Source organism: Streptomyces violascens (genome assembly GCF_014649955.1).
Classification (GTDB): Bacteria; Actinomycetota; Actinomycetes; order Streptomycetales; family Streptomycetaceae; genus Streptomyces; species Streptomyces violascens.
The window spans coordinates 199,456-218,742 of sequence record NZ_BMUA01000007.1; the positions used below are offsets into that span (position 1 = coordinate 199,456).

21 protein-coding genes are annotated in these 19,287 nt (G+C 71.3%); 4 read left to right on the plus strand and 17 right to left on the minus strand.

Going from position 1 to position 19,287, the window contains the following annotated elements; all coding sequences use genetic code 11:
• Positions 1-71: 71 nt before the first annotated feature.
• Positions 72-1,247, plus strand: a complete 1,176-nt coding sequence (locus tag IE206_RS17205; protein WP_226600098.1) for an LCP family protein — start codon at positions 72-74, stop codon at positions 1,245-1,247.
• On the plus strand, positions 1,235-2,659 hold the full coding sequence (locus IE206_RS17210) for an FtsW/RodA/SpoVE family cell cycle protein (RefSeq protein WP_226600100.1): 1,425 nt from the start codon (positions 1,235-1,237) through the stop codon (positions 2,657-2,659). Before IE206_RS17205 ends, IE206_RS17210 begins: the two co-directional genes overlap by 13 nt.
• 18 nt (positions 2,660-2,677) lie before the next feature.
• Here the strand turns inward: IE206_RS17210 and IE206_RS17215 are convergent, their stop codons facing one another.
• Together IE206_RS17215 and IE206_RS17220 are read right to left on the minus strand one after the other, a co-directional pair.
• Positions 2,678-2,881: a hypothetical protein gene (locus IE206_RS17215; RefSeq protein WP_189963045.1), complete on the minus strand. Its 204-nt coding sequence runs from the start codon at positions 2,879-2,881 to the stop codon at positions 2,678-2,680.
• Positions 2,882-2,900: 19 nt separating this feature from the next.
• Positions 2,901-3,794, minus strand: coding sequence for a polysaccharide deacetylase family protein (locus tag IE206_RS17220; protein WP_189963046.1), 894 nt, complete (start codon positions 3,792-3,794; stop codon positions 2,901-2,903).
• A gap of 113 nt (positions 3,795-3,907) precedes the next feature.
• Between IE206_RS17220 and IE206_RS17225 the strand changes: the two genes are divergently transcribed.
• Positions 3,908-5,110 (plus strand): class I SAM-dependent methyltransferase, encoded by a 1,203-nt coding sequence (locus IE206_RS17225; protein WP_373300930.1) that lies wholly within the window; start codon positions 3,908-3,910, stop codon positions 5,108-5,110.
• A 438-nt stretch (positions 5,111-5,548) separates the two neighbouring features.
• Here the strand turns inward: IE206_RS17225 and IE206_RS17230 are convergent, their stop codons facing one another.
• The 10 genes from IE206_RS17230 to tsaB all read right to left on the minus strand — a co-directional run bounded on the left by IE206_RS17230 (position 5,549) and on the right by tsaB (position 14,117).
• On the minus strand, positions 5,549-5,914 hold the full coding sequence (locus IE206_RS17230) for a hypothetical protein (protein WP_189963047.1): 366 nt from the start codon (positions 5,912-5,914) through the stop codon (positions 5,549-5,551).
• A 66-nt stretch (positions 5,915-5,980) separates the two neighbouring features.
• Positions 5,981-6,601 carry a hypothetical protein gene (locus IE206_RS17235; protein ID WP_189963048.1) on the minus strand — a complete coding sequence of 207 codons (621 nt, stop codon included), beginning with the start codon at positions 6,599-6,601 and terminating at the stop codon, positions 5,981-5,983.
• 204 nt (positions 6,602-6,805) lie between these two features.
• Entirely contained in the window at positions 6,806-7,282 is a 477-nt protein-coding gene (locus IE206_RS17240; RefSeq protein ID WP_189963049.1) for a VOC family protein, read from the minus strand.
• 473 nt (positions 7,283-7,755) lie between these two features.
• Positions 7,756-8,112, minus strand: a complete 357-nt coding sequence (locus IE206_RS17245) for a YciI family protein (protein WP_189963050.1) — start codon at positions 8,110-8,112, stop codon at positions 7,756-7,758.
• A 128-nt stretch (positions 8,113-8,240) separates the two neighbouring features.
• Positions 8,241-10,409, minus strand: coding sequence for an RNA polymerase recycling motor ATPase HelR (helR, locus tag IE206_RS17250; RefSeq protein ID WP_189963051.1), 2,169 nt, complete (start codon positions 10,407-10,409; stop codon positions 8,241-8,243).
• 247 nt (positions 10,410-10,656) lie between these two features.
• On the minus strand, positions 10,657-11,499 hold the full coding sequence (locus tag IE206_RS17255; RefSeq protein WP_189963052.1) for a polysaccharide deacetylase family protein: 843 nt from the start codon (positions 11,497-11,499) through the stop codon (positions 10,657-10,659).
• A gap of 113 nt (positions 11,500-11,612) precedes the next feature.
• Positions 11,613-11,864 (minus strand): hypothetical protein, encoded by a 252-nt coding sequence (locus IE206_RS17260; RefSeq protein ID WP_189963053.1) that lies wholly within the window; start codon positions 11,862-11,864, stop codon positions 11,613-11,615.
• Positions 11,861-12,970 carry a tRNA (adenosine(37)-N6)-threonylcarbamoyltransferase complex transferase subunit TsaD gene (gene tsaD / locus IE206_RS17265; RefSeq protein ID WP_189963054.1) on the minus strand — a complete coding sequence of 370 codons (1,110 nt, stop codon included), beginning with the start codon at positions 12,968-12,970 and terminating at the stop codon, positions 11,861-11,863. The genes IE206_RS17260 and tsaD overlap by 4 nt, the downstream gene beginning before the upstream one ends.
• Positions 12,970-13,443, minus strand: a complete 474-nt coding sequence (rimI, locus tag IE206_RS17270) for a ribosomal protein S18-alanine N-acetyltransferase (RefSeq protein WP_189963144.1) — start codon at positions 13,441-13,443, stop codon at positions 12,970-12,972. The genes tsaD and rimI overlap by 1 nt, the downstream gene beginning before the upstream one ends.
• Before the next feature lie 20 nt (positions 13,444-13,463).
• Entirely contained in the window at positions 13,464-14,117 is a 654-nt protein-coding gene (gene tsaB, locus IE206_RS17275) for a tRNA (adenosine(37)-N6)-threonylcarbamoyltransferase complex dimerization subunit type 1 TsaB (protein WP_189963055.1), read from the minus strand.
• Between the two features lie 145 nt (positions 14,118-14,262).
• Here tsaB and IE206_RS17280 point away from each other — a divergent pair, with 145 nt between their 5' ends.
• A complete protein-coding gene (locus IE206_RS17280; protein WP_373300935.1) occupies positions 14,263-14,811 on the plus strand; it encodes a hypothetical protein in 549 nt (182 codons plus the stop codon).
• A 37-nt stretch (positions 14,812-14,848) separates the two neighbouring features.
• Here the strand turns inward: IE206_RS17280 and IE206_RS17285 are convergent, their stop codons facing one another.
• The 5 genes from IE206_RS17285 to IE206_RS17305 all read right to left on the minus strand — a co-directional run bounded on the left by IE206_RS17285 (position 14,849) and on the right by IE206_RS17305 (position 19,154).
• The gene (locus IE206_RS17285) at positions 14,849-15,025 is read right to left on the minus strand and encodes a hypothetical protein (protein ID WP_189963057.1); all 177 of its coding nucleotides are present in this window, start codon (positions 15,023-15,025) and stop codon (positions 14,849-14,851) included.
• Between the two features lie 152 nt (positions 15,026-15,177).
• A complete protein-coding gene (tsaE, locus tag IE206_RS17290) occupies positions 15,178-15,687 on the minus strand; it encodes a tRNA (adenosine(37)-N6)-threonylcarbamoyltransferase complex ATPase subunit type 1 TsaE (RefSeq protein ID WP_189963058.1) in 510 nt (169 codons plus the stop codon).
• Positions 15,656-16,891 carry an alpha/beta fold hydrolase gene (locus IE206_RS17295; RefSeq protein ID WP_189963059.1) on the minus strand — a complete coding sequence of 412 codons (1,236 nt, stop codon included), beginning with the start codon at positions 16,889-16,891 and terminating at the stop codon, positions 15,656-15,658. Before IE206_RS17295 ends, tsaE begins: the two co-directional genes overlap by 32 nt.
• A 15-nt stretch (positions 16,892-16,906) precedes the next feature.
• On the minus strand, positions 16,907-18,055 hold the full coding sequence (alr, locus tag IE206_RS17300) for an alanine racemase (protein WP_189963145.1): 1,149 nt from the start codon (positions 18,053-18,055) through the stop codon (positions 16,907-16,909).
• 76 nt (positions 18,056-18,131) lie between these two features.
• Positions 18,132-19,154 (minus strand): L,D-transpeptidase, encoded by a 1,023-nt coding sequence (locus IE206_RS17305; protein ID WP_373300931.1) that lies wholly within the window; start codon positions 19,152-19,154, stop codon positions 18,132-18,134.
• Positions 19,155-19,287 lie beyond the last annotated feature (133 nt).

Below are 19,287 nucleotides of genomic sequence, written 5' to 3' on the forward strand. Positions count from 1 at the left end.
GGCGCCTTCAGGACTCTCAGGATTCCTTCAGCGCCCGGGGCACAGCATCGGTCGGCGTGAGCCACCGTCGAATGAGCCGCAGCCGAACCAACCGCCGTCGCAAGAAGCGTTCCGGCCCGATGCGCCTGGTGCGCACGCTCGCCCTGGCCGCCGTCGTCCTGGTGCTGTGCGCCCTGGCCGGCGGCTGGTACCTCTACCGCGATCTGGCCGGGAGCATCGGCACCTCGCACGCGCTCGGCGACAACGCGCCCAAGTCGGTGGGCGGGGACACCAACATCCTGCTGATGGGCCTGGACAGCCGCAAGGACCAGAACGGCGACGACCTGCCGCCCGAGGTCCTCGACAAGCTGCACGCGGGCAGTTCCGACATCGGCGGCTACAACACCAACACCCTGATCCTCCTTCACGTGCCCGGCGACGGCAGCAAGGCGAAGGCGTTCTCGGTGCCTCGCGACGACCTGGTCGACATACCGGGCCACGGCCAGGACAAGATCAAGAAGGCGTACGGCCTGGAGAAGGCCCGCACCGAGGACAAGCTGGCCGCGCAGGGCGTCACCGACAAGGGGAAGCTGGAGACGGCGGGCCGCGAGGCGGGCCGCCGGGCCGAGATCGAGACCGTACGCGCCTTCCTGGGTGTGCCCATCGACCACTTCGCCGAGGTGAATCTCGCCGGGTTCTACCACCTGGCCGACGCCCTCGACGGGGTGACGGTCTGTCTGAAGAAGCCCGTGAAGGACAAGTACTCGGGCGCCGACTTCCCGGCCGGGAAGTCGACCCTGAACGGCCGGCAGTCCCTCGCGTTCGTGCGGCAGCGGCACGGGCTCGACGGCGGCGACCTGGACCGTACGCGTCGCCAGCAGGCGTTCCTCGCCTCGGCGACGCAGAAGCTGGACTCCGTCGGCACGTTCACCGACCCGGTCCGCCTCCTGAATCTGCTGAACGTGGCCAAGCAGGACCTCGTGACCGACAAGGGCTGGGACCTGATGTCGTTCATCAAGCAGGCCAGGAACGTATCGGGAGGGAATGTGGCATTCACGACACTTCCGATCGAGCGATTCGCCAAACACCGGGGCGAAGACGTCAATATCGTCGATCCGGTGAAGATCAAGCAGATAGTCGCGGAACAGACCAATCCGGTTCATTCGACGCCGCCCAGCGCACCCGAGGGCTCCCCGGCGCCGAGCAAGGCGCCACCCGCGCCCGCGCCCCCGGTCATCGACGGCGGCGGCATCCCGTGCGTCGACTGATCCGGGCCGGCGGTTCGGGCCCGGTCGCGGTCCGGCGCCGCCGCTCCGAGGCGCTGCTCCTGCTGCTGGTCGTCGCCGTGACCACGTTCGGTCACGCGGCGGCCGCGACGGCCATGACGGGGCAACTACCGCGCGCCACCTACGAGTTCGGGATCAGCATGGCGCTGATCGCGCTCGCCGGACACCTCACCGTGCGCCGGTACGCCGCGTACGCCGACCCGCTGATCCTGCCGCTCGCCCTGCTCCTTTCGGGCATCGGCCTGGTGCTGCTCTACCGGCTCGACCCCACGTACGCGCACAAGTTCAAGGCGGAGGCCACCGCCTCGGGCCAGCTCATCTGGACGGTCATCGGCTTCGCGGCCGCGCTCGCCACCCTGGCCGTGCTGCGCGACCACCGACGGCTCCAGCGCTACATCTACCTCTGCATGGCCACGGCCCTGGTGCTGCTCATGGCCCCGGCGTTCTTCCCCGGCGACACCTATGGCGCCAAGCGCTGGATCTACCTCGGCCCGTTCTCGCTGCAGCCCGGCGAGTTCGTCAAGATCATGATCGCGGTGTTCTTCGCGGGCTATCTCGTCGTCCACAAGGACTCGCTCGCGCTCACCGGCCGCAAGATGCTCGGGGTCAGGCTGCCGCCCGGCCGCCAGCTCGCACCGATCCTGACCATCTGGGTGGTCAGCCTGCTCGTCCTGGTCTTCGAGCGCGACCTGGGCACCTCGCTGATCTTCTTCGGCCTGTTCGTGGTGATGCTGTACGTCGCCACCCAGCGCACCAGCTGGATCCTGACCGGCATCGTGATGGCGGCGGTCGGGGCGTTCGTGGTCGGCTCGACGGAGCCGCACGTCAAGGGCCGCATCGTCGCCTGGCTGCACCCCTTCGACATCTACAAGCCGCCCGCCGAACGCCCGCCGGGCCTCGTCTCCGACCAGGCCGCCCAGGCCCTCTTCGGCTTCGGCAGCGGCGGCATGACCGGCACCGGCCTCGGCCGCGGCCACCCCGAACTCGTCGGCTTCGCGGGCCGCAGCGACTTCATCCTCACCACGGTCGGCGAGGAGCTCGGCCTGGCCGGGACGATGGCGGTCCTCGCCCTGTACGCGCTGCTCGTGCAGCGGGGTCTGCGTGCCGCGCTCTCCGCGCACGACGGCTTCGGCAAGCTGCTCGCGACGGGCCTCGCGGCGGCCCTCGCGCTCCAGGTGTTCGTGGTGGCGGGCGGGGTGACGGGCCTGATCCCGCTGACCGGCAAGGCGCTGCCGTTCCTCGCCAAGGGCGGCTCGTCCCTGGTCGCCAACTGGCTGATGATCGCGCTGCTCATCCGGATCAGCGACAGCGGCGAACGGCAGCGCGAGGCCGAACTGGGCCCACCGGAGCGGGAGTTGGCGCTCGAACCCTTGAGGGAAGGCACTCGGGCATAGGTGCTCGGCGACCGGCGCTCAGAGGTACAGGGCCGGGCGGGCGGCGACCGCCCGTGTGTCGGGGCCGACGCGCGGCACGACCTTGCGCGCGGCCCTGCGCCCGAGCCGCTCGAAGGGCGCGGCGGGCGCGGTCGGCTCCGTACATCCGGTCAGCGGGCAGAGCAGCGCACCGGCGGCGAGCAGCCCGGCCAGGCCGGCCCGGAGCCGGTGCGCGCGCTTCACCGCCGCTCCTCGGGAAAGGTCACACGTAGTCCTCCAGACGGGCCACGGCGTACCCCTTGTCGGTGATCACCTTCATCACCTGCCGGACCATGTCGGGCATGGTCCCGTTCCAGTCCTGACGGCCGCGGAAGTGGGTCAGGACGATGTCGCCGGGGTGCAGGTCGCGGTCCCACTCGCGCCATTCCATGTGGTCGGTGAAGGCCTCGGCGGCCCACAGCGGCGCGGCCTTGATGCCGCAGGACTGGGCGGCCCTGAGGGTGTCCTCGTTGTAGTTGCCGTACGGCGGCCGGAACAGCCGGGGCCGCACGCCCGCCCACTGGCCGATCTTGTCCTGCTGGTCGCAGATCTCGTGCCGCTGCTCGTCGTAGGAGAGCGCGGGCATGTAGCGGTGGTTGAGGGTGTGGTTGTTGAGCGTGACCCCGAGGCCCTGCATCTTCCTGAAGTAATCGTGGTCGTCCTTGACCAGGTAGTCGCTGAGGAACGCGCTGTAGGGGATGCGGAGTTCCTGCATCATCTTCAGGAAGGTGGGGTCCTTCTCGGCGCCGTCGTCGATCGTGAGGAAGACGATCCGGTCCTTGGTGGGGACGGTGGTGAAGACCGGCGGCAGCGAGTCTCCGCCGTCCGTCTCGAACCCGGGGCGGTTGGTGATCCTCGGCTTGACGGCGGGCGGCGGGGGCGCGAGCAGCGGCGGTTTGGCCAGGCCCCACTTCTTGACGGCCGCGAGCCGGGCGGCCTCGGCCTGCTTGAGCTGGTCGGCGTGGTCGACGGGGCCCTTCTTGGCGGCCTCGGCGCCGGGGCGGCCGACCTCGCCGTCCTCGGCGGAGCAGCCCGAGGTGAGCAGGGCGGCACCGAGGGCGAGGGCAAGACAGGCGACCTTCGTCCTGGATTTTCCTTTTTGTCGTACTAGCTGCATGGCGCCGCATCCTGTCAGGCGCGGGCCCCGCGACCCGGACGACACAGCCGCCGGCGGCCGCACCATCGCCCGCCTGGCCCACAGCGGGGCGGTGGCTGGACGACAATGACGGGGTGAACGACCTCGACACCTTCTCCCTGCTGCTCACCGAAGAGGGCCGCACCCTGCTCGCATCGCTGCGGGACTACGACCCGTCCCAGGAGCTGGCGGTCGCCACCCGGCTGCGCCGCGATCACGACGCGGGCCTGGTGTCGGCGGCGCTCGGGCAGGCGCGGCTGCGGCAGCGGGCGGTGGCGAAGTTCGGCGCGGCGGACGCGCACCGGATGTTCTTCACGCCGAACGGCGTCGAGCAGTCGACCCGCACCTCGGTCGCCACCCACCGCGCGCAGGCCTTCGCCTCCCACGGCGTACGCAGCGTGGCGGACCTGTGCTGCGGCATCGGCGGCGACGCGCTGGCCCTCGCGCGGGCCGGGATCTCGGTCCTCGCGGTCGACCGCGACCCCCTGACGGCGGCCGTGGCCCGCGCCAACGCGGAGGCGCTGGGCCTCGCGGACCTGATCGAGGTGCGGTGCGCGGACGTCACGGACGTGGATACGTCGGGATACGACGCGGTCTTCGTGGACCCGGCGAGGCGCGGCGGCCGGGGCCGCATCTTCGACCCCGAGGCGTACTCGCCCCCGCTCTCGTGGGCGACCTCGGCCGCCCTCGCCGCCCCCTTCGCCGCGCTGAAGATCGCCCCCGGCATCCCGCACGAGGCGATTCCGCCGCAGGCCGAGGCGGAGTGGATCTCGGACGGGGGCGACGTGAAGGAAGCGGTGCTGTGGTTCGGCACCGGGGTGACCCCGGGCGCCTTCCGCGCCACCGTGCTGCCGGCGGGCGCCGCGCTGTGGGCCCCGGCCCCGCTCGAAGCGCCGCCGGTGGGCCCGGTGGGCCGCTACCTGTACGAGCCGGACGGCGCGGTCATCCGCGCGCACCTGGTCGCCGAGATCGTCTCACGGTGCGGGGGCCGTCTGATCGACGAGACGATCGCGTACGTCACGAGCGACGCGCCGTACGTGTCCCCGTACACCTCGGCGTACGAGATCACCGACCAACTCCCGTTCAACATGAAGAAGTTGAAGGCGTTGTTGCGGGAGCGGGGGGTGGGGGTGCTGACGGTGAAGAAGCGGGGGTCGGCGGTGGAGCCGGAGGAGGTGCGGCGCAAGGTGAAGCCCTCGGGGCCGAACGCGGCGACCGTCTTCCTGACACGGGTGTCCGGGGCGCCGACGATGCTGATCGGAAACCCGGTCGCCCGCCCCACCCCGCCCCTCCCCTAAACCCTCCGGGGGTGGACAGGGGGAAGGTTCGTCTCCCGGGGCTCCGCCCCAGACCCCGTTCACGCCTGAAGGGCACTCGCCCTCAAACGCCGGACGGGCTGAACTACCCCGGTGCGGGCCAGCATCAACCCTGCCAGGGGCGCGGGGCTGTGAGATGTGCGGCTCCGCCGCGATGGGCCCCCTGTTCGAGCGAAGCCGAGAACTTGGGGGAGCGAGCAATCACGCACGGTCCGCAGCCGAAGGAGTCTTGAGGGCGCGGGGAACTGCGCGACAAGCCACGTACGGCCCGAGTCCGAAGGCGGCTTTTAGGGGCGCGGGGAACTGCGCGCTCAGCCACGTACGGCCCGAGTCGGAAGGCGGGTTTCAAGGGGCGCGGGGAACTGCGCGACGGGTTTCAGCCGACCCGCACTCAGATTCCGGCCCCCCCGAGCGGAGCGCCTAGTCGAGGTCGGTCAGCTCGTCCGCGTACACCTGGGACAGGGGCTGAGGCCCCACATACTGCTGGCAGTTGCACTGCCCCGACTCAAAACGCAGCGGCTTCTTGGACTCGTCCCAGGCGACCGGAACCTCAACCCGCTCATGACACTTCCCCGCCTTGTCATGCTTGGCCAAGTGGTGCGTGCACCCACACACCGGCTCCGGCGGCTTGTGCGCGGCCTCCACGGCGAGACGTTCCTGCTTGGCCGCCTCAAGCCGCTCCATCTTCCGCTCGTGCCGAGTGCGCAGCGCGGTACGGGCGTTGTCGATCGCCCAGCCGAACCCGCCCATCCAGAAAACGATCAGAATCCACCAGTACCAGGCCATTGCGGCCGTCCTTCCCCCGGGATGTGTCACCGCAGCATCTGCGGCGCCCCAAGGATAGGCCTGAGGTCAGCGCGTTGCCCCGGGGGCCAGGGAGCGCAGCACCCAACGCCGGTGCGCGGCCGCCTTCACGACGCCGACAAGTCCGGTCAGCCAGCAGATGAGGCCGAGCCCCATGCCGTAGACGACGAGCGCGTACGTGTCGTGGCCCGGGTCGGCGGTCGCGGGCAGCACCAGACAGACGGCGAGGCCTCCCGCGCACAGCAGCACCGAGGGAACCAGCCAGGCCAGGCTCAGGCCCGGCCTGCGCAGGTTCCGGTCGAGCACGGGATCACGGTCCAACTCGGCCCACTGGCGCAGGAGTTCACGGATCCGGCGGTCCTTGCGCAGCCCGAACCCGACGGCGAACCCGGTCGGGATCATCACGCCGAGCCCCAGCAGCAGGAACACCCCGCCGACGATCGCGGTGAGGACGTCGGTGAGCGAGGTGAGCGCCGCGCCGACCAGCGACCAGCCGAGTGCGAAGAGCGCCGCCCACAGCCAGTGCAGCCCGAGCCGCCCCGCCCCCAAGTACCCCTTGACCAGGGCCTCCAGGACTTGCGCCCGGTCGGCGAGCAGCGCGTTGCGGTCGGGCCAGGCGCGTATCTCGACCGGGGGCGGCGAAGGCGGAAGCGGCGAACGGGGCGACATGCGCCAGAGATTATCGGGGCCGGCCCGGGCCCCGGCCCCCACCCCGCGCCATGTTCACAACAGTTAGCCAGTAAGCGGCCCCCCCCTGGGGCACCACGCGGTTAGGGGCGCGGGGAACGGCGCGACCAGCCACGACGGTCCGCAGCCGAAGAACCGCCTCTCCGACGGCCACGGCACCCCGCCAAGGGGCACGCACGCGCCGCGTCACGCGTCCCGCATCGCCTGAAGGTCCAGCTTCTTCATGCCCATGACCGCCGCCATGACCCGGTCGGACTTCTCCGCGCCCTGGCCGAGCAGTTCGGGCAGTTCGGCGGGGACGACCTGCCAGGACAGGCCGTACTTGTCCTTCAGCCAGCCGCAGGGTCCCTCTTCGCCGCCCTCGCCCAGCCGCGTCCAGAACCGGTCGATCTCCTCCTGGGTGTCGCAGGCCACCGAGAGCGAGATCGCCTCGGTGAAGGAGAACTGCGGGCCGCCGTTGCGGGCGGTGAACTTCTGGCCCGCGAGCTGGAAGTCGACCGTCATGACCGAGCCCGGCTCGCCCGGCGTCGACGCCGAGTAGTGCGTGATCCCCACGATCTTCGAGTCTCCGCCGAAGATCGAGACGTAGTGGTTGGCGGCTTCCTCGGCCTGGCTGTCGAACCAGAGGAAGGTGGTGATCTTCTGGGTGATCTTCGCGGACATCCTCGGCCTCCTTGGCGTTGCCCGGCCCCCTCTGGGCGGCATCAACAGGTAGACCGGCCCCGCCCGCGAAACTCATCGCCGTACGGCCCGGAAAATCGCCGCCTCTTCGCGGCCCGGCCGTATCAGCAGATCACCGCGGCCACCGGGCGGCAACATTTCCCGGAACACCCCCCGAGGGGCCGGGGCCGAAGCCCCGGCCGCAGCGGGCCGGGGGCCTAGGGTCTGTCCGGCGGATCTGGTCGCCCGCAGTGCGGCTCAGCTCTTCAGTGCTGGTGAGCGGGGGCCTGGTGCGTCCAGCTGCAAGGCGGAGGAGGGCGGCGACGCGATGGGGGTCCCCCCTGGTCGAGCGGAGCCGAGACCTTGGGGGAGTCGGCAACCGACGACAACGCCGTGGGGGTCCCCCCTGGCCCATTAGGCCTTGGGGGAGGGCGTGCCAGGCCCCCGCGTCCCAGACAAGATCCGCCGGACAGGCCCTAGCCCTCGGCGATCTCCCGCACCTCCGAGGTGACGTCCCACTCCGTGCCGTGGATCTGCAGGAACCGCTTGGTCCACTCCAGCGCCTCCGCCTTGTCCTTGGCCTGGATGAGGGCGTATCCGCCGATGACCTCCTTGGACTCGGTGAACGGGCCGTCGGTGACCGTCAGTTCGCCGCGGTTCCAGCGGAGCCGGGTGCCCTGGGCGGAGGGCGTGAGCCCCGCGGTGTCGAGCAGGACCCCGGCCTTGGTCATCTCGCCGATCAGGTTGCCCATCTGCTCCATGAGCTCGGGGCTGGGGCCGCCCGCGGGGGTGTTGTTCTCGTCGATGCGAACCATGGACAGGTAGCGCGGCATGACCTTCTCCGTTCGTCGGAATGCGTACGGTGCGGGGATGTTTTCCCCGCCTCTCACTCATACGTCGAACGGGAGACGGCCCGATCGACACCGCCCCGGAAATCCGCCGGATTTTTTTCCGGAGCCGGTCATGGGCTCGTGAGGATCACGAGCTGCTGCGTCGCCCGGGTCATCGCCACATAGCGGTCGACCGCCCCCTCGATGCCCTCGCCGAACTCCGCCGGGTCGACGATCACGACCAGGTCGAATTCGAGGCCCTTCGACAGCTCCGGTGTCAGCGAGCGGACCCGGGGCGTGGCCGGGAAGGCGGAATCCCCGATCACGCAGGCGACCCCGTCGGCGTGCTCGGCGAGCCAGTTCTCCAGGACCCGGTCAAGGTCCGCTACGGATCCGTGGACCACCGGGACGCCGCTGCTGCGAATGGACGTCGGCACGTTGGCGTCCGGGAGCGCGGCCCGGATGACCGGCTCGGCCTCGGTCATGACCTCTTGTGGCGTGCGGTAGTTGATGCTGAGCGAGGCCACGTCGTTGCGGTCGAGGCCGATCCGCTCCAGGCGCTCCTGCCACGACTCGGTGAAGCCGTGCCGGGCCTGCGCGCGGTCGCCGACGATGGTGAAGCTGCGGGACGGGCAGCGCAGGAGCAGCATCTGCCATTCCGCGTCGGTGAGTTCCTGGGCCTCGTCCACGACGATGTGTGCGAACGGTCCGGCGAGGAGGTCGGATTCGGCGGTGGGCAGGGCGCTCTCGTCGATCAGGGTGTCCTGGAGGTCCTTGCCGCGCAGCATGCGCAGCGCGCCTTCGCTCTCGTCGCCGGCCGAGTTGAAGTTGGAGGCTGAGATGATCTCGTCGATGACGCCGGACATGCGCTCGCGTTCGGCGGCGACCACGGCGTCGTGCTGCCGCTTGCGCCGTTCCGCCTCACGGTCGCCGAGCCGCAGCCTCGCCGCGTCCAGGAGCGGCAGGTCGGACACCGTCCAGGCCTTGGCATCCGCGCGCCGCAGCTTGCGTACGTCGTCGGGGGCGAGCCAAGGCGCGCACATCCGCAGATAGGCGGGCACCGACCACAGGTCGCCGACGACGTCGGCCGCCTCAAGGAGCGGCCACGCGCTGTTGAGGGTCTCGACGAGCTCCCGGTCCTGGCGCAGTACCTTGCGGAACTCCTCGGGCGTGACGTCGTCGCCGTCGTGCTGGTCGAACAGGATCGACACCAGCGCCTCCCACACCAGCTCGCGGCCCTCGTTGTGCGGGGTGCCCGGGCCCGGCGCGTCGAACGCCTCGGCCCAGTCGTCGGCGGTCAGCCGGACGTCGGACCAGGGCGTGGTGACCGTCATCGCCCGGGTGGGCGGGTCCTCGTAGAACCGGACGGCCGTCTCGACCGCCTTGACCATGTCGGCGGACGCCTTCAGGCGGGCCACCTCCGGGTCGCTCTCGTCCTTCGCCTCGGCCCCCGCGGTGACGAGGTCCCGCAGGATGCAGGTCTGCACGCCCTCCTCGCCGAGGCTGGGCAGGACGTCGGCGACGTAGTCCAGGTACGGGCGGTGCGGGCCGACGAACAGGACGCCGCCGCGGCGGTGACCGATGCGCGGGTCGGAGTACAGCAGGTAGGCGGAGCGGTGCAGGGCGACGACGGTCTTGCCCGTACCGGGGCCGCCGTCGACGACGAGGGCGCCGCGCGAGCCCGCCCGGATGATGGCGTCCTGGTCGGACTGGATGGTGGAGAGCACGTCGCGCATCCGGGACGAGCGGTTGGTGCCCAGGCTCGCGATGAACGCGGACTGGTCGTCGAGGGCCGCGTGCCCTTCGAGCCCGTCGGCGCTGAACACCTCGTCCCAGTAGTCGCTGATCCGGCCGCGGGTCCAGCGGTAGCGGCGGCGGCTCGCCAGGCCCATCGGCTCGGCGTGGGTGGCCGCGAAGAACGGCTCGGCGGCGGGGGAACGCCAGTCGAGCAGCAGCCGGCGGCCCTCGCTGTCGGTGAGGCCGAGCCGTCCGATGTAGAGGGGCTCGGAGTCGTCCGCGCCGACGATGCGGCCGAGGCACAGGTCGAGGCCGAAGCGGCGCAGCGCGCGCAGGCGGCCGGTCACGTGGTGAACCTCGACGTCCCGGTCCATCACGGCCCGGCCGACGCCGCCGGGCGCCTTGCGCAGGGTGTCGAGGCGGTCGGACAGCTCGGCGATCGTCTGGTCGAGGCTCGCCGCGATGGCGGCGAAATGCCGCTCGTCGTCGGCGATCAGGGCCGGATCGGCCCTGGCGGCAAGGCGGTCGGGAAGGTCGAAGGCGCTCGTGGTCAGGTGGTCCATGCCATCGGTTCCGAACAGCACACGCACTGAGTGAATCTCCCGTTTCCGCAGGTGGTGGCCTTAGGCGAGAGATTGTGCGGCACGATGGGGGCCTTGCCGCAAGCCCCCCGGTGCGCTATATCTTGAGAGTGGCAAGGAGAGTATTCACTCCTTGCCTTCTTCTTTTTGTGCTGTTGCCCGATGAACGCGGTGTGCCGCCCGTCGATGGACGCGGCCCGGTCATGACCGACCGGAGCCTCCTAACCTCCTAGACGTAGTCCTCCAGGCGGGCCACCGTGAAGCCCTGCTCCTGGATGTGGCGGAGCATGTTCGCGGTCATCTCCGTCATGGACGCGCCCTTGAGCTCCTTGGGGCCGCGGAAGTGCGCCAGGATGATGTCGCCCGGGTGCAGCTTCTTGTCACCGCGCTGGTACTGCATGTTCGTGATCTGCATCGACTCGCGCCACAGGATGATGGCCTGGATGTCGCAGGACTTGGCGGCGGCCCGGGTGTTCTCGTTCCAGTTGCCGTACGGAGGCCGGAAGAGCCGGGGCGCCGTGCCGTACTCCTTGCCCAGCTTCTTCTCCTGGGTGCATATCTCGTTCTTCTGCGCGGCCTCGCCGAGGGTGCGCATGTTGGGGTGCGAGAGCGTGTGGTTCTCGATGGAGTTGCCGAGTGCCTGCAGCGGCTTGAAGTAGCCGTAGTCGCTGCGGATGATGTCGTCGGTCAGGAACATCGTGAAGGGGATCTTCAGGTCCTTCATCATCTCGACGAACTTGGGGTCCTTCTCGGCCCCGTCGTCGAACGTCACGAAGACGATCTTGTCCTTGGTGGGGATGTCGCTCACCACCGGCACCTCGCCGGGCTTCGCCTTCACCGGCTTCTCGGCCGGGGGCGCGGGCGGCGCGGCGAACGGCTTGAGGCCCCACTTGCGGTACGCGGCCTCGGTGCCGGACGTGTCGGTCCCCGGGGACGCCGTATCGCTGCCCTTCGCGGACGGCGCGGAGGCGGAAGGCGTGCTGCCCGACCCGCCGCCCGACGAGCAGCCCGCGACCATCAGAAGTCCGAGGACGGCCGCACCGACCGCCTTCTTGCGCACGAGCCAGCCCATGTTCCATTACCCGTCCGTTTCGGCCATCACCTGCTCCTAGCTTGATGCCGAAAACGGTTGCGGGGTTGCCTTGAACGATCGGGAAGCGACACGCGCCGCGTCGGGAAGGCGGCTCAGCCGACCGATTCGAAGCGCCAGCGGTGCACCGGCCTGGCCACCAAATCCCCACCGGGTTCCGGAAGTTCGGGCAGCTCGGCATCGTAGGGCGCGTCCCACCAGGTGATGACGAGGACCCGGTCTCCGGGCGCGCGCAGGACCTCGCGGCGCAGTGGCGAACCGGCCACGGTCTGCTCCCCCACCCAGGCGAGGAGCTCGGCGCCGCGGCCCTCGGCGGCCCGGGCCTCCCACATCAGCGCGACGGTCATGAGTACAGGTTCTTCTTGCTGACCTCGTGCACATGGTCGTGATCGTGGGAATGGGCGTGTGCCTCGCCCGGTACGTGCGGCTCGGTCACCGGGAGCGAGGAGTCCGCCGAGAGCTCCAGGTCGGAGGCGGGCCGGTTGCGGGCCACCATTTCCGCGCCGAGGGCCGCGACCATCGCGCCGTTGTCCGTGCACAGCCCGGGCCGCGGCACCCGCAGCCGGATGCCGGCCCGCTCGCAGCGCTCCTGGGCGAGCGCGCGCAGCCGGGAGTTGGCGGCGACGCCGCCGCCGATCATCAGGTGGTCGACACCCTCGTCCTTGCAGGCCCGTACGGCCTTGCGGGTCAGCACGTCCACCACGGCCTCCTGGAAGGACGCGGCGACATCGCGGACCGGGACCTCCTCGCCCGCGTTGCGCTTGGCCTCGATCCAGCGGGCCACGGCGGTCTTGAGGCCCGAGAAGGAGAAGTCGTACGCCGGGTCGCGCGAGCCGGTCAGGCCGCGCGGGAACGCGATCGCCTTCGGGTCGCCCTCCTTGGCGAGCCGGTCGATGACCGGGCCGCCGGGGAAGCCGAGGTCGAGCACCCGGGCGATCTTGTCGAAGGCCTCGCCCGCGGCGTCGTCGATGGTGGCGCCCATCGGGCGGACGTCGGAGGTGATGTCGGGGGCGAGCAGCAGCGAGGAGTGGCCGCCGGAGACGAGCAGCGCCATCGTCGGCTCGGGCAGCGGCCCGTGCTCCAGCTGATCGACGCAGATGTGCGAGGCGAGGTGGTTGACCCCGTACAGCGGCTTGTTCAGGGCGTACGCGTACGCCTTGGCGGCCGAGACGCCGACGAGCAGCGCGCCCGCGAGCCCGGGGCCCGCGGTGACCGCGATGCCGTCGAGGTCCTTCGCCGAAATCCCGGCGGTCTTCAGGGCGCGCTCGATGGTCGGCACCATCGCTTCGAGGTGGGCCCGCGACGCGAACTCGGGGACCACGCCGCCGAACCGGGCGTGCGTGTCCACGCTGGAGGCGATGGCGTCGGCGAGCAGGGTCGTACCGCGCACGATGCCGACGCCGGTCTCGTCGCAGGAGGTCTCGATGCCCAGTACGAGCGGTTCGTCAGCCATCAGTCAGTCTCTTCTGTTCCTTGGACGTGTTCCTGGACGTTCAGCCGCATCACGAGCGCGTCGACGTTGCCCGGCTGGTAGTAGCCGCGTCTGAAGCCGATGGGCTCGAAGCCGAAGCGCTCGTAGAGCTTCTGGGCCCGGGTGTTGTCCACGCGCACTTCGAGCAGGACCTCGTCGCACTCGAAGGCGGTGGCGTGCTTGAGCAGATCGGTCAGGAGGCGGGCGCCGAGCCCGGTGCCCCACTGGTCGCGGGCGGCGGCGATGGTCTGCACGTCGGCGAGGTCGCCGGCCGCGGCGAGCCCGGCGTACCCCACGAGCCGCCCCTCGGCGTCCTCGGCGACCACATAGCGGCGGGTTGCGCCCGGCCCGCGCGCGTGCGCGAGCTCGGACCAGAACATCCCCGCCGACCAGGCGTCCTCGGGGAACAGCTCGTGTTCGAGTTCCAGCACGGGCGCGATGTCCCACCAGCGCATCTCGCGCAGAACGGCCCCGCTCACTTGGGGGTGACCACCTTGTAGTTCTTGGGCACCTGCGCGTCCGGCCGGCGCAGGTACAGCGGCGTCGGCGGCAGAAAGGCCGAGCCCTCGGCGAGCTTCTCGGCGGCGAGGGCGGCGAGCGCGCCCGCCGACTGGTACTCGGGGCCGCGCGCCTGGGGGAAGGACTCCGGGTAGAGCAGGGCGCCCGCGCCGACGACGGGCAGGCCGCTCAGCTCGTCCGCGATGTCGGCGGGCCGGTCGACGCCGGGCTCGCCCGCGCGCGTACGGAAGTCTTCGTACCTGGCCCAGTACACCTCCTTGCGGCGGGCGTCGGTGGCGACCGCGAAGGGGCCCTCGATGCCCGAGGCGTAGGCGAGGCCGTCCAGGGTGCACAGGCCGTGGACGGGGACGCCGAGCACCGAGCCGAACGTCGCGGCGGTGACCAGGCCGACCCGCAGGCCGGTGTAGGGGCCGGGCCCGACGCCGACGACCAGGTCCGTCACGGCGTCGAGTTTCAGGCCGGCCTCGGCGAGCACCCGGTCGACGGCGGGCAGCAGGAGCTCCCCGTGCCTGCGGGCGTCGACCTGACTCGACTCGGCGACGACGGCGGTGCCGTCGTGCAGGGCGACGGTGACGGCGGGGGTGGCGGTATCAACGGCGAGCAAGAGCACGCGAACAGCCTACGACCAAGGCGGCGGGGGCACGGCGTCCTGCCCAAGCCGTCACGTGCTGCTACCGTCAGCCGCAGGTATGACCGTAGGCATGCATGTACGTACGAAAGGGGAAGTCCAGGTGGCAAGGAGCAGCACGGGGTTCGTGGCCGGGCTGACCGCGGCCGCTCTCGCGGTGGTCGGCTTCCTCGCCTACCAGGCCTCGGCGAGCGCGCCCCCGCGGTCCGCGCTCGCGGCTCCCGGCACCAGCGGGTCCCCGTCCGTGAAGCCGTCGAACGCGCCGCCCGCCGGCTCCCCCGCCAACAAGCCCGACCTCGCGGTGCCGGCGAATTCCGGCACCGGTGTCCGTGTCGTGTACGCGCTCGGTGCGAAGCGGGTGTGGCTGGTGGGCGTGACGAAGACGCCGAAGACGTTCGCGGTCGTGCCGTCCAGCATCAGCCCGAAGCCCGGCACGTACGCCGTGCTCTCGCGGACCGGCGGCAAGATCACCGGCTCGGACGGGGTGATGGTCGAGCACGTCGTGCGGTTCGCCATCAACGAGAACGTGACGATCGGCTTCAGCTCCGCGGTGGACGGCTCGATGACGGGCCCGAAGACGGACAAGAAGGCCGGCGGGATCCGCATGACGCGGGCGGACGGCAACGCGATGTGGACTTTCGCGACCCGCAACTCGAAGGTCGTCGTCGTCCCGTAGGCGCCTGGAGCCCGGCCCGACGAACAACCCGATAGGACTAAGCGGCGTCCCGCCGCGCGTCACCCTCGTCGGCCGCCGGGGCGCTCTCGCGCGGCGGCGTCGAAACGGCGGTGGCCGCGGCGCACGAGGCGAGCAGATCGTGTATCGACACCCCGAGCGGCACCGGGACGCCCCGCGGGGCCTGCGGCTTCGCTTCGCGTTCCGGCACGGTCATGGCGGCCTCCTGGGGCTGCGGAAGAAGGCGCGGTTAGGTAGACCTAACCAGGTCTCTGTCTCCATGTGACCATGCCCGGTGCGACCGGCGCAACACTTTGCCGACGTCTTGTCGGAATGTACGGCCCGCTCCAGCCGCACCCGGCCGCGGCCTCAGAGACTCTCGACCCCGGCGCCGGCCCAGCGGGGCCCGATCCCGGTGACGGTGACGACCCTGCGGTCGTCGTCCGTCTCACCCACGACGCGGTCGATCAGGACCTGGAGCCGGTCGTCGGACAGCTCCTCGACCTTGCCCTCGCCCCACTCGACGACCACCACGGACTCGGGCAGCGACACGTCGAGGTCGAGGTCCTCCATCTCGTCGAGGCCGCCGCCGAGCCGGTACGCGTCCACGTGCACCAGGGCGGGCCCGCCGACCAGCGAGGGGTGGACGCGGGCGATGACGAAGGTGGGGGACGTCACGGCGCCGCGCACGCCGAGGCCCTCGCCGAGGCCGCGGGTGAGGGTCGTCTTGCCGGCGCCGAGCTCCCCGGTGAGCATCACGAGGTCGCCCGGGCGGAGCAGTTTGGCGATGCGGCGGCCCAACTCCTGCATTTCGGAAGGGGAGTTGAGGGTGAGGCGGGTGCCGGCGTCAGCCGCCGGGCTGCTGTGCGGTGCTTCCATACGTCCCAACGTTAGCGGCCTGCGGCACCGCGCCGACCCGGGCCAGGAGGTCCGCGAGGCGGTCGGTGACCGTCTCGGGGTGCTCCAGCATCACCAGGTGCCCGCCGTCCGGCACGATGACCAGCTCCGCGTCGGGCAGCAGATCGGCGATGGCCTCGCTGTGCGAGCTGGGGGTGACCAGGTCGCGGTCGCCTGCCAGGACCAGGACGGGGACCTCCGCGAAGATCGCCAGGGCGGCTGTCTTGTCGTGCTCGGAGAAGGCCGGATAGAACTCCGCGACCACGTCGATCGGGGTGCTCTCGATCATCCGCTCGGCGAACCGGGCCACCGCCGGGTCGACGTCCCTGGAGGAGAACGAGTAGCGCTTGATCATGCCCGCGAACAGGTCGGCCGTCGCCCGCCGCCCCCGCTCCACCAGCTCGGCCTGCGAGCCGAGCGCCTTGAGCACGCCCGGCAGCACCCGGCGCACCGCGTTGACCCCGGCCACCGGGAGCCCGTAGTTGACCTCGCCGAGCTTGCCGGAGGACGTACCGACGAAGCCGACGCCGACCACGCGGTCCCGGATCAGCTCGGGGTACTGGTCGGCCAGGGCCATGATCGTCATGCCGCCCATGGAGTGGCCGACCAGGACGAGCGGACCCTCGGGAGCCGCCGCGTCGATGACGGCCTTCAGGTCGCGGCCGAGCTGGTCGATGTCGACCGGAATGCCGTCGCGCTGGGCCTTGCCGCGGTCCGAGCGGCCGTGGCTGCGCTGGTCCCAGTGCACCGTGCGCAGCACCCCGCGCAGGGCCGCCCGCTGGAAGTGCCAGGAGTCCTGGCTGAGGCAGTAGCCGTGCGAGAACACCACGGTGACCGGGGCCGGGACCTTGCGCCCGAACAGCCGGCGCTTGCGCGAGCCGTTGGCGCCCGCCTCCGGTTCGACCTCGTCGGTCTCGTAGTAGAGGACCGTGCCGTCGTCGGCGACCGCCCGGCCGGGCATGCCCCGCAGTGATCCGTAGGGCCCGGACGCGTCGAGCGCGAGCCGTGCCTTTCTGCGCATGCCGCGCCCGACGGTGAGGCGCTCTATGGCGACACCCGCCGCCGCGCCCGCCGCGACCACGCCTATCGCGGCCCCCGCGATCCCGGCAAGGCGCCAGTTCCCCACCGCCGACTGGGCATCCTGGACCGCGGATACGACGGCGTCCCCCGTGCTGCTCTCGCTCACCGTGCCGCTCCGCTCTTACTCGTCGTCGTCGGAACACTCATTCACGTAGACGCGGGGCACCCGTGAACCGATGCGCGTCACGATCTCGTAGCCGATGGTGTCGGCCGCCCGCGCCCAGTCCTCGGCCGTCGGCTCCCCGTGGTCGCCCGGCCCGAACAGCACGGCCCGGTCGCCCGGCTCCACCCTGTCCCCCTCAAGGTCGACCACGAACTGGTCCATGGCAATGCGGCCCGCCGCGGTACGTACTTTCCCGCCCACCAGAACCGGACCGCGCCCGGAGGCGTGCCGCGGGATGCCGTCGGCGTAACCGAGCGGGACGAGGCCGAGGGTGGTCTCGCTCTTCGTGACGTAGTGATGCCCGTAACTGACGCCGTGACCCGCCGGCACCTGCTTGGCGAGCGCCACCGAGGCCGACAGGGTCATGACCGGCCGCAGCCCCAGCTCGCGCGCGGTGCCGAGCTCCGGCGCGGGCGAGATGCCGTACATGGCGATGCCGGTGCGTACGAGGTCGAAGTGGGACTCGGGGAGGGTGAGCGTGGCCGGGGAGTTGGCGATGTGCCGCACCTCGGGGGTGATGCCCGCCTTCTCCGCGAACGCGGTCATCTCCTGGAACACCGAGAGCTGGGCCGCGATCGAGGGGTGGCCGGGCTCGTCGGCGCAGGCCAGGTGCGACCACAGGCCGGTGACGGTGACCTCGGGGGCGGCGAGCGCCGCGTGGACGAGTTCCGGCCAGTCGGCGGGCTGGCAGCCGTTGCGGCCGAGCCCGGTGTCGGCCTTGAGCTGAATCCTGGCGGTGAGTCCGGCGCCGCGAGCGGCCTCGACGACCTCCCGCAGCGCCCACGTGCCACTGACCGAGACGTCGATGTCGGCCTCGATGGCCTCGCGCCAGGGGCCGCCCGGCGTCCACAGCCAGCACATCATCGGGCCCCCGATGCCGGCCGCGCGCAGCGCCAGCGCCTCGTGCGGCGTGGCGGTGCCGATCCACGCGGCGCCCGCCTCCTGTGCCGCCCTGGCACACGGCACCGCGCCGTGCCCGTACGCGTCCGCCTTCACCACGGCCATGAGCTGCGCGCCGGGCGAACAGGCGCGCAGCGTACGCACGTTGGCGCGCAGCGCGCCCAGGTCGATCTCGGCGCGGGCGCGCCCGGCGGGGTATTGAGTCATCGCGGTCATCGCGCCAAGTCTCTCAGAGCGCACGGGGACTCGGATTGTGCCGCAGGACACATTGGCGGGGGCGGGCTCAGGTGCCCTCGCGGTGCCCCCACACGTAGACGCCGTCGCCCTGGCGCAGGGCGTCCCACAGTTTGCGCGCGTCATCGAGGCCCAGGTTCACACACCCGTGGCTGCCCTCGGAGGTGTACACGCTGTGGTAGACGGCGTGGAAGGCCTGCCCGCCGTCGAAGAACTGGGCGTACGGCATGGACTGGTGGTAGATCGTCGACCAGTGGTTCTTGTGCCGCCAGTAGACCTTGTGCCACCCGCCCCGGGTGGGCAGCGAGGCCCGCCCACTACGAATGGGCACAGGCCCGAAGGTGACTTTGTTCCCCGTCTGCACCCACATCAACTGCCGCGCCAGATCCACGCAGGCCACGCGCTGGGCCTTCACGGGGCACTGGTGCGCGGCGTTGGGATTCTTGCGCGCGGACAGGAACTGCATCCGGGACCAGGTGACCGGCCCGGCGAACCCGATGGCCGGCGAAATCCCCTGCGCCTGCTGGAACTTGCGGACCTCGGCGCAGTCGGCGGCGGACTGCCGCCCGTCCACCGTGAGTCCGAGCCACCGCTCGATCTGCTTCTGGTACGGCCCGGCCTTGGCGGTACAGCTACCGGGCTCGGCGGCGACTTCACTCTGCGGCACGTACTCGACGAGCCGGTACGCCCCCTCGGGCGCGGCCACCGGTTCGAGCCGGTCCTCGGCGGCGCTGGGCTGGTAGACGAGCGGGGGCAGCGCCTGATCGGGGGTGTCGAGCGGCCCCGCCTGCGGGTCGAGCGCCTCCCCGCGCACGAGGACCTCGGGGATGCCGGGGGCGGCGTTGCCCGGCGCGGGGTCGCCGGGGGCGGGCGGAGCGGGGTCGCCGGGGGCGGAGGTGCCCGGTGCGGGGTTGCCCGGCGCGGGCGGGACGGGGGGTGCGGGGACTGCGAGTCGGCGGGGTGGCGGGGGCAGGGGGACGCCGGTGCTGGGGGCGGCGGCCCCGAGCGCGAGGGTGGCGGCGAGCACCAGCCCGCAGGCACCGAATTTCTGCCGTTTCTGGGCTTTATGCACTTTCTGGGTTTTCTGACGAGTTTGTCCTGGGTTCATAGGCCCAGAGAACCCCCGGCTCCGGGCGTGTCGCGGAAGCCGCGCGGCGGATGTCACCCGGTGGCGGGGGTTGCCCTGGTGGCGGCGGGCCGCGGGA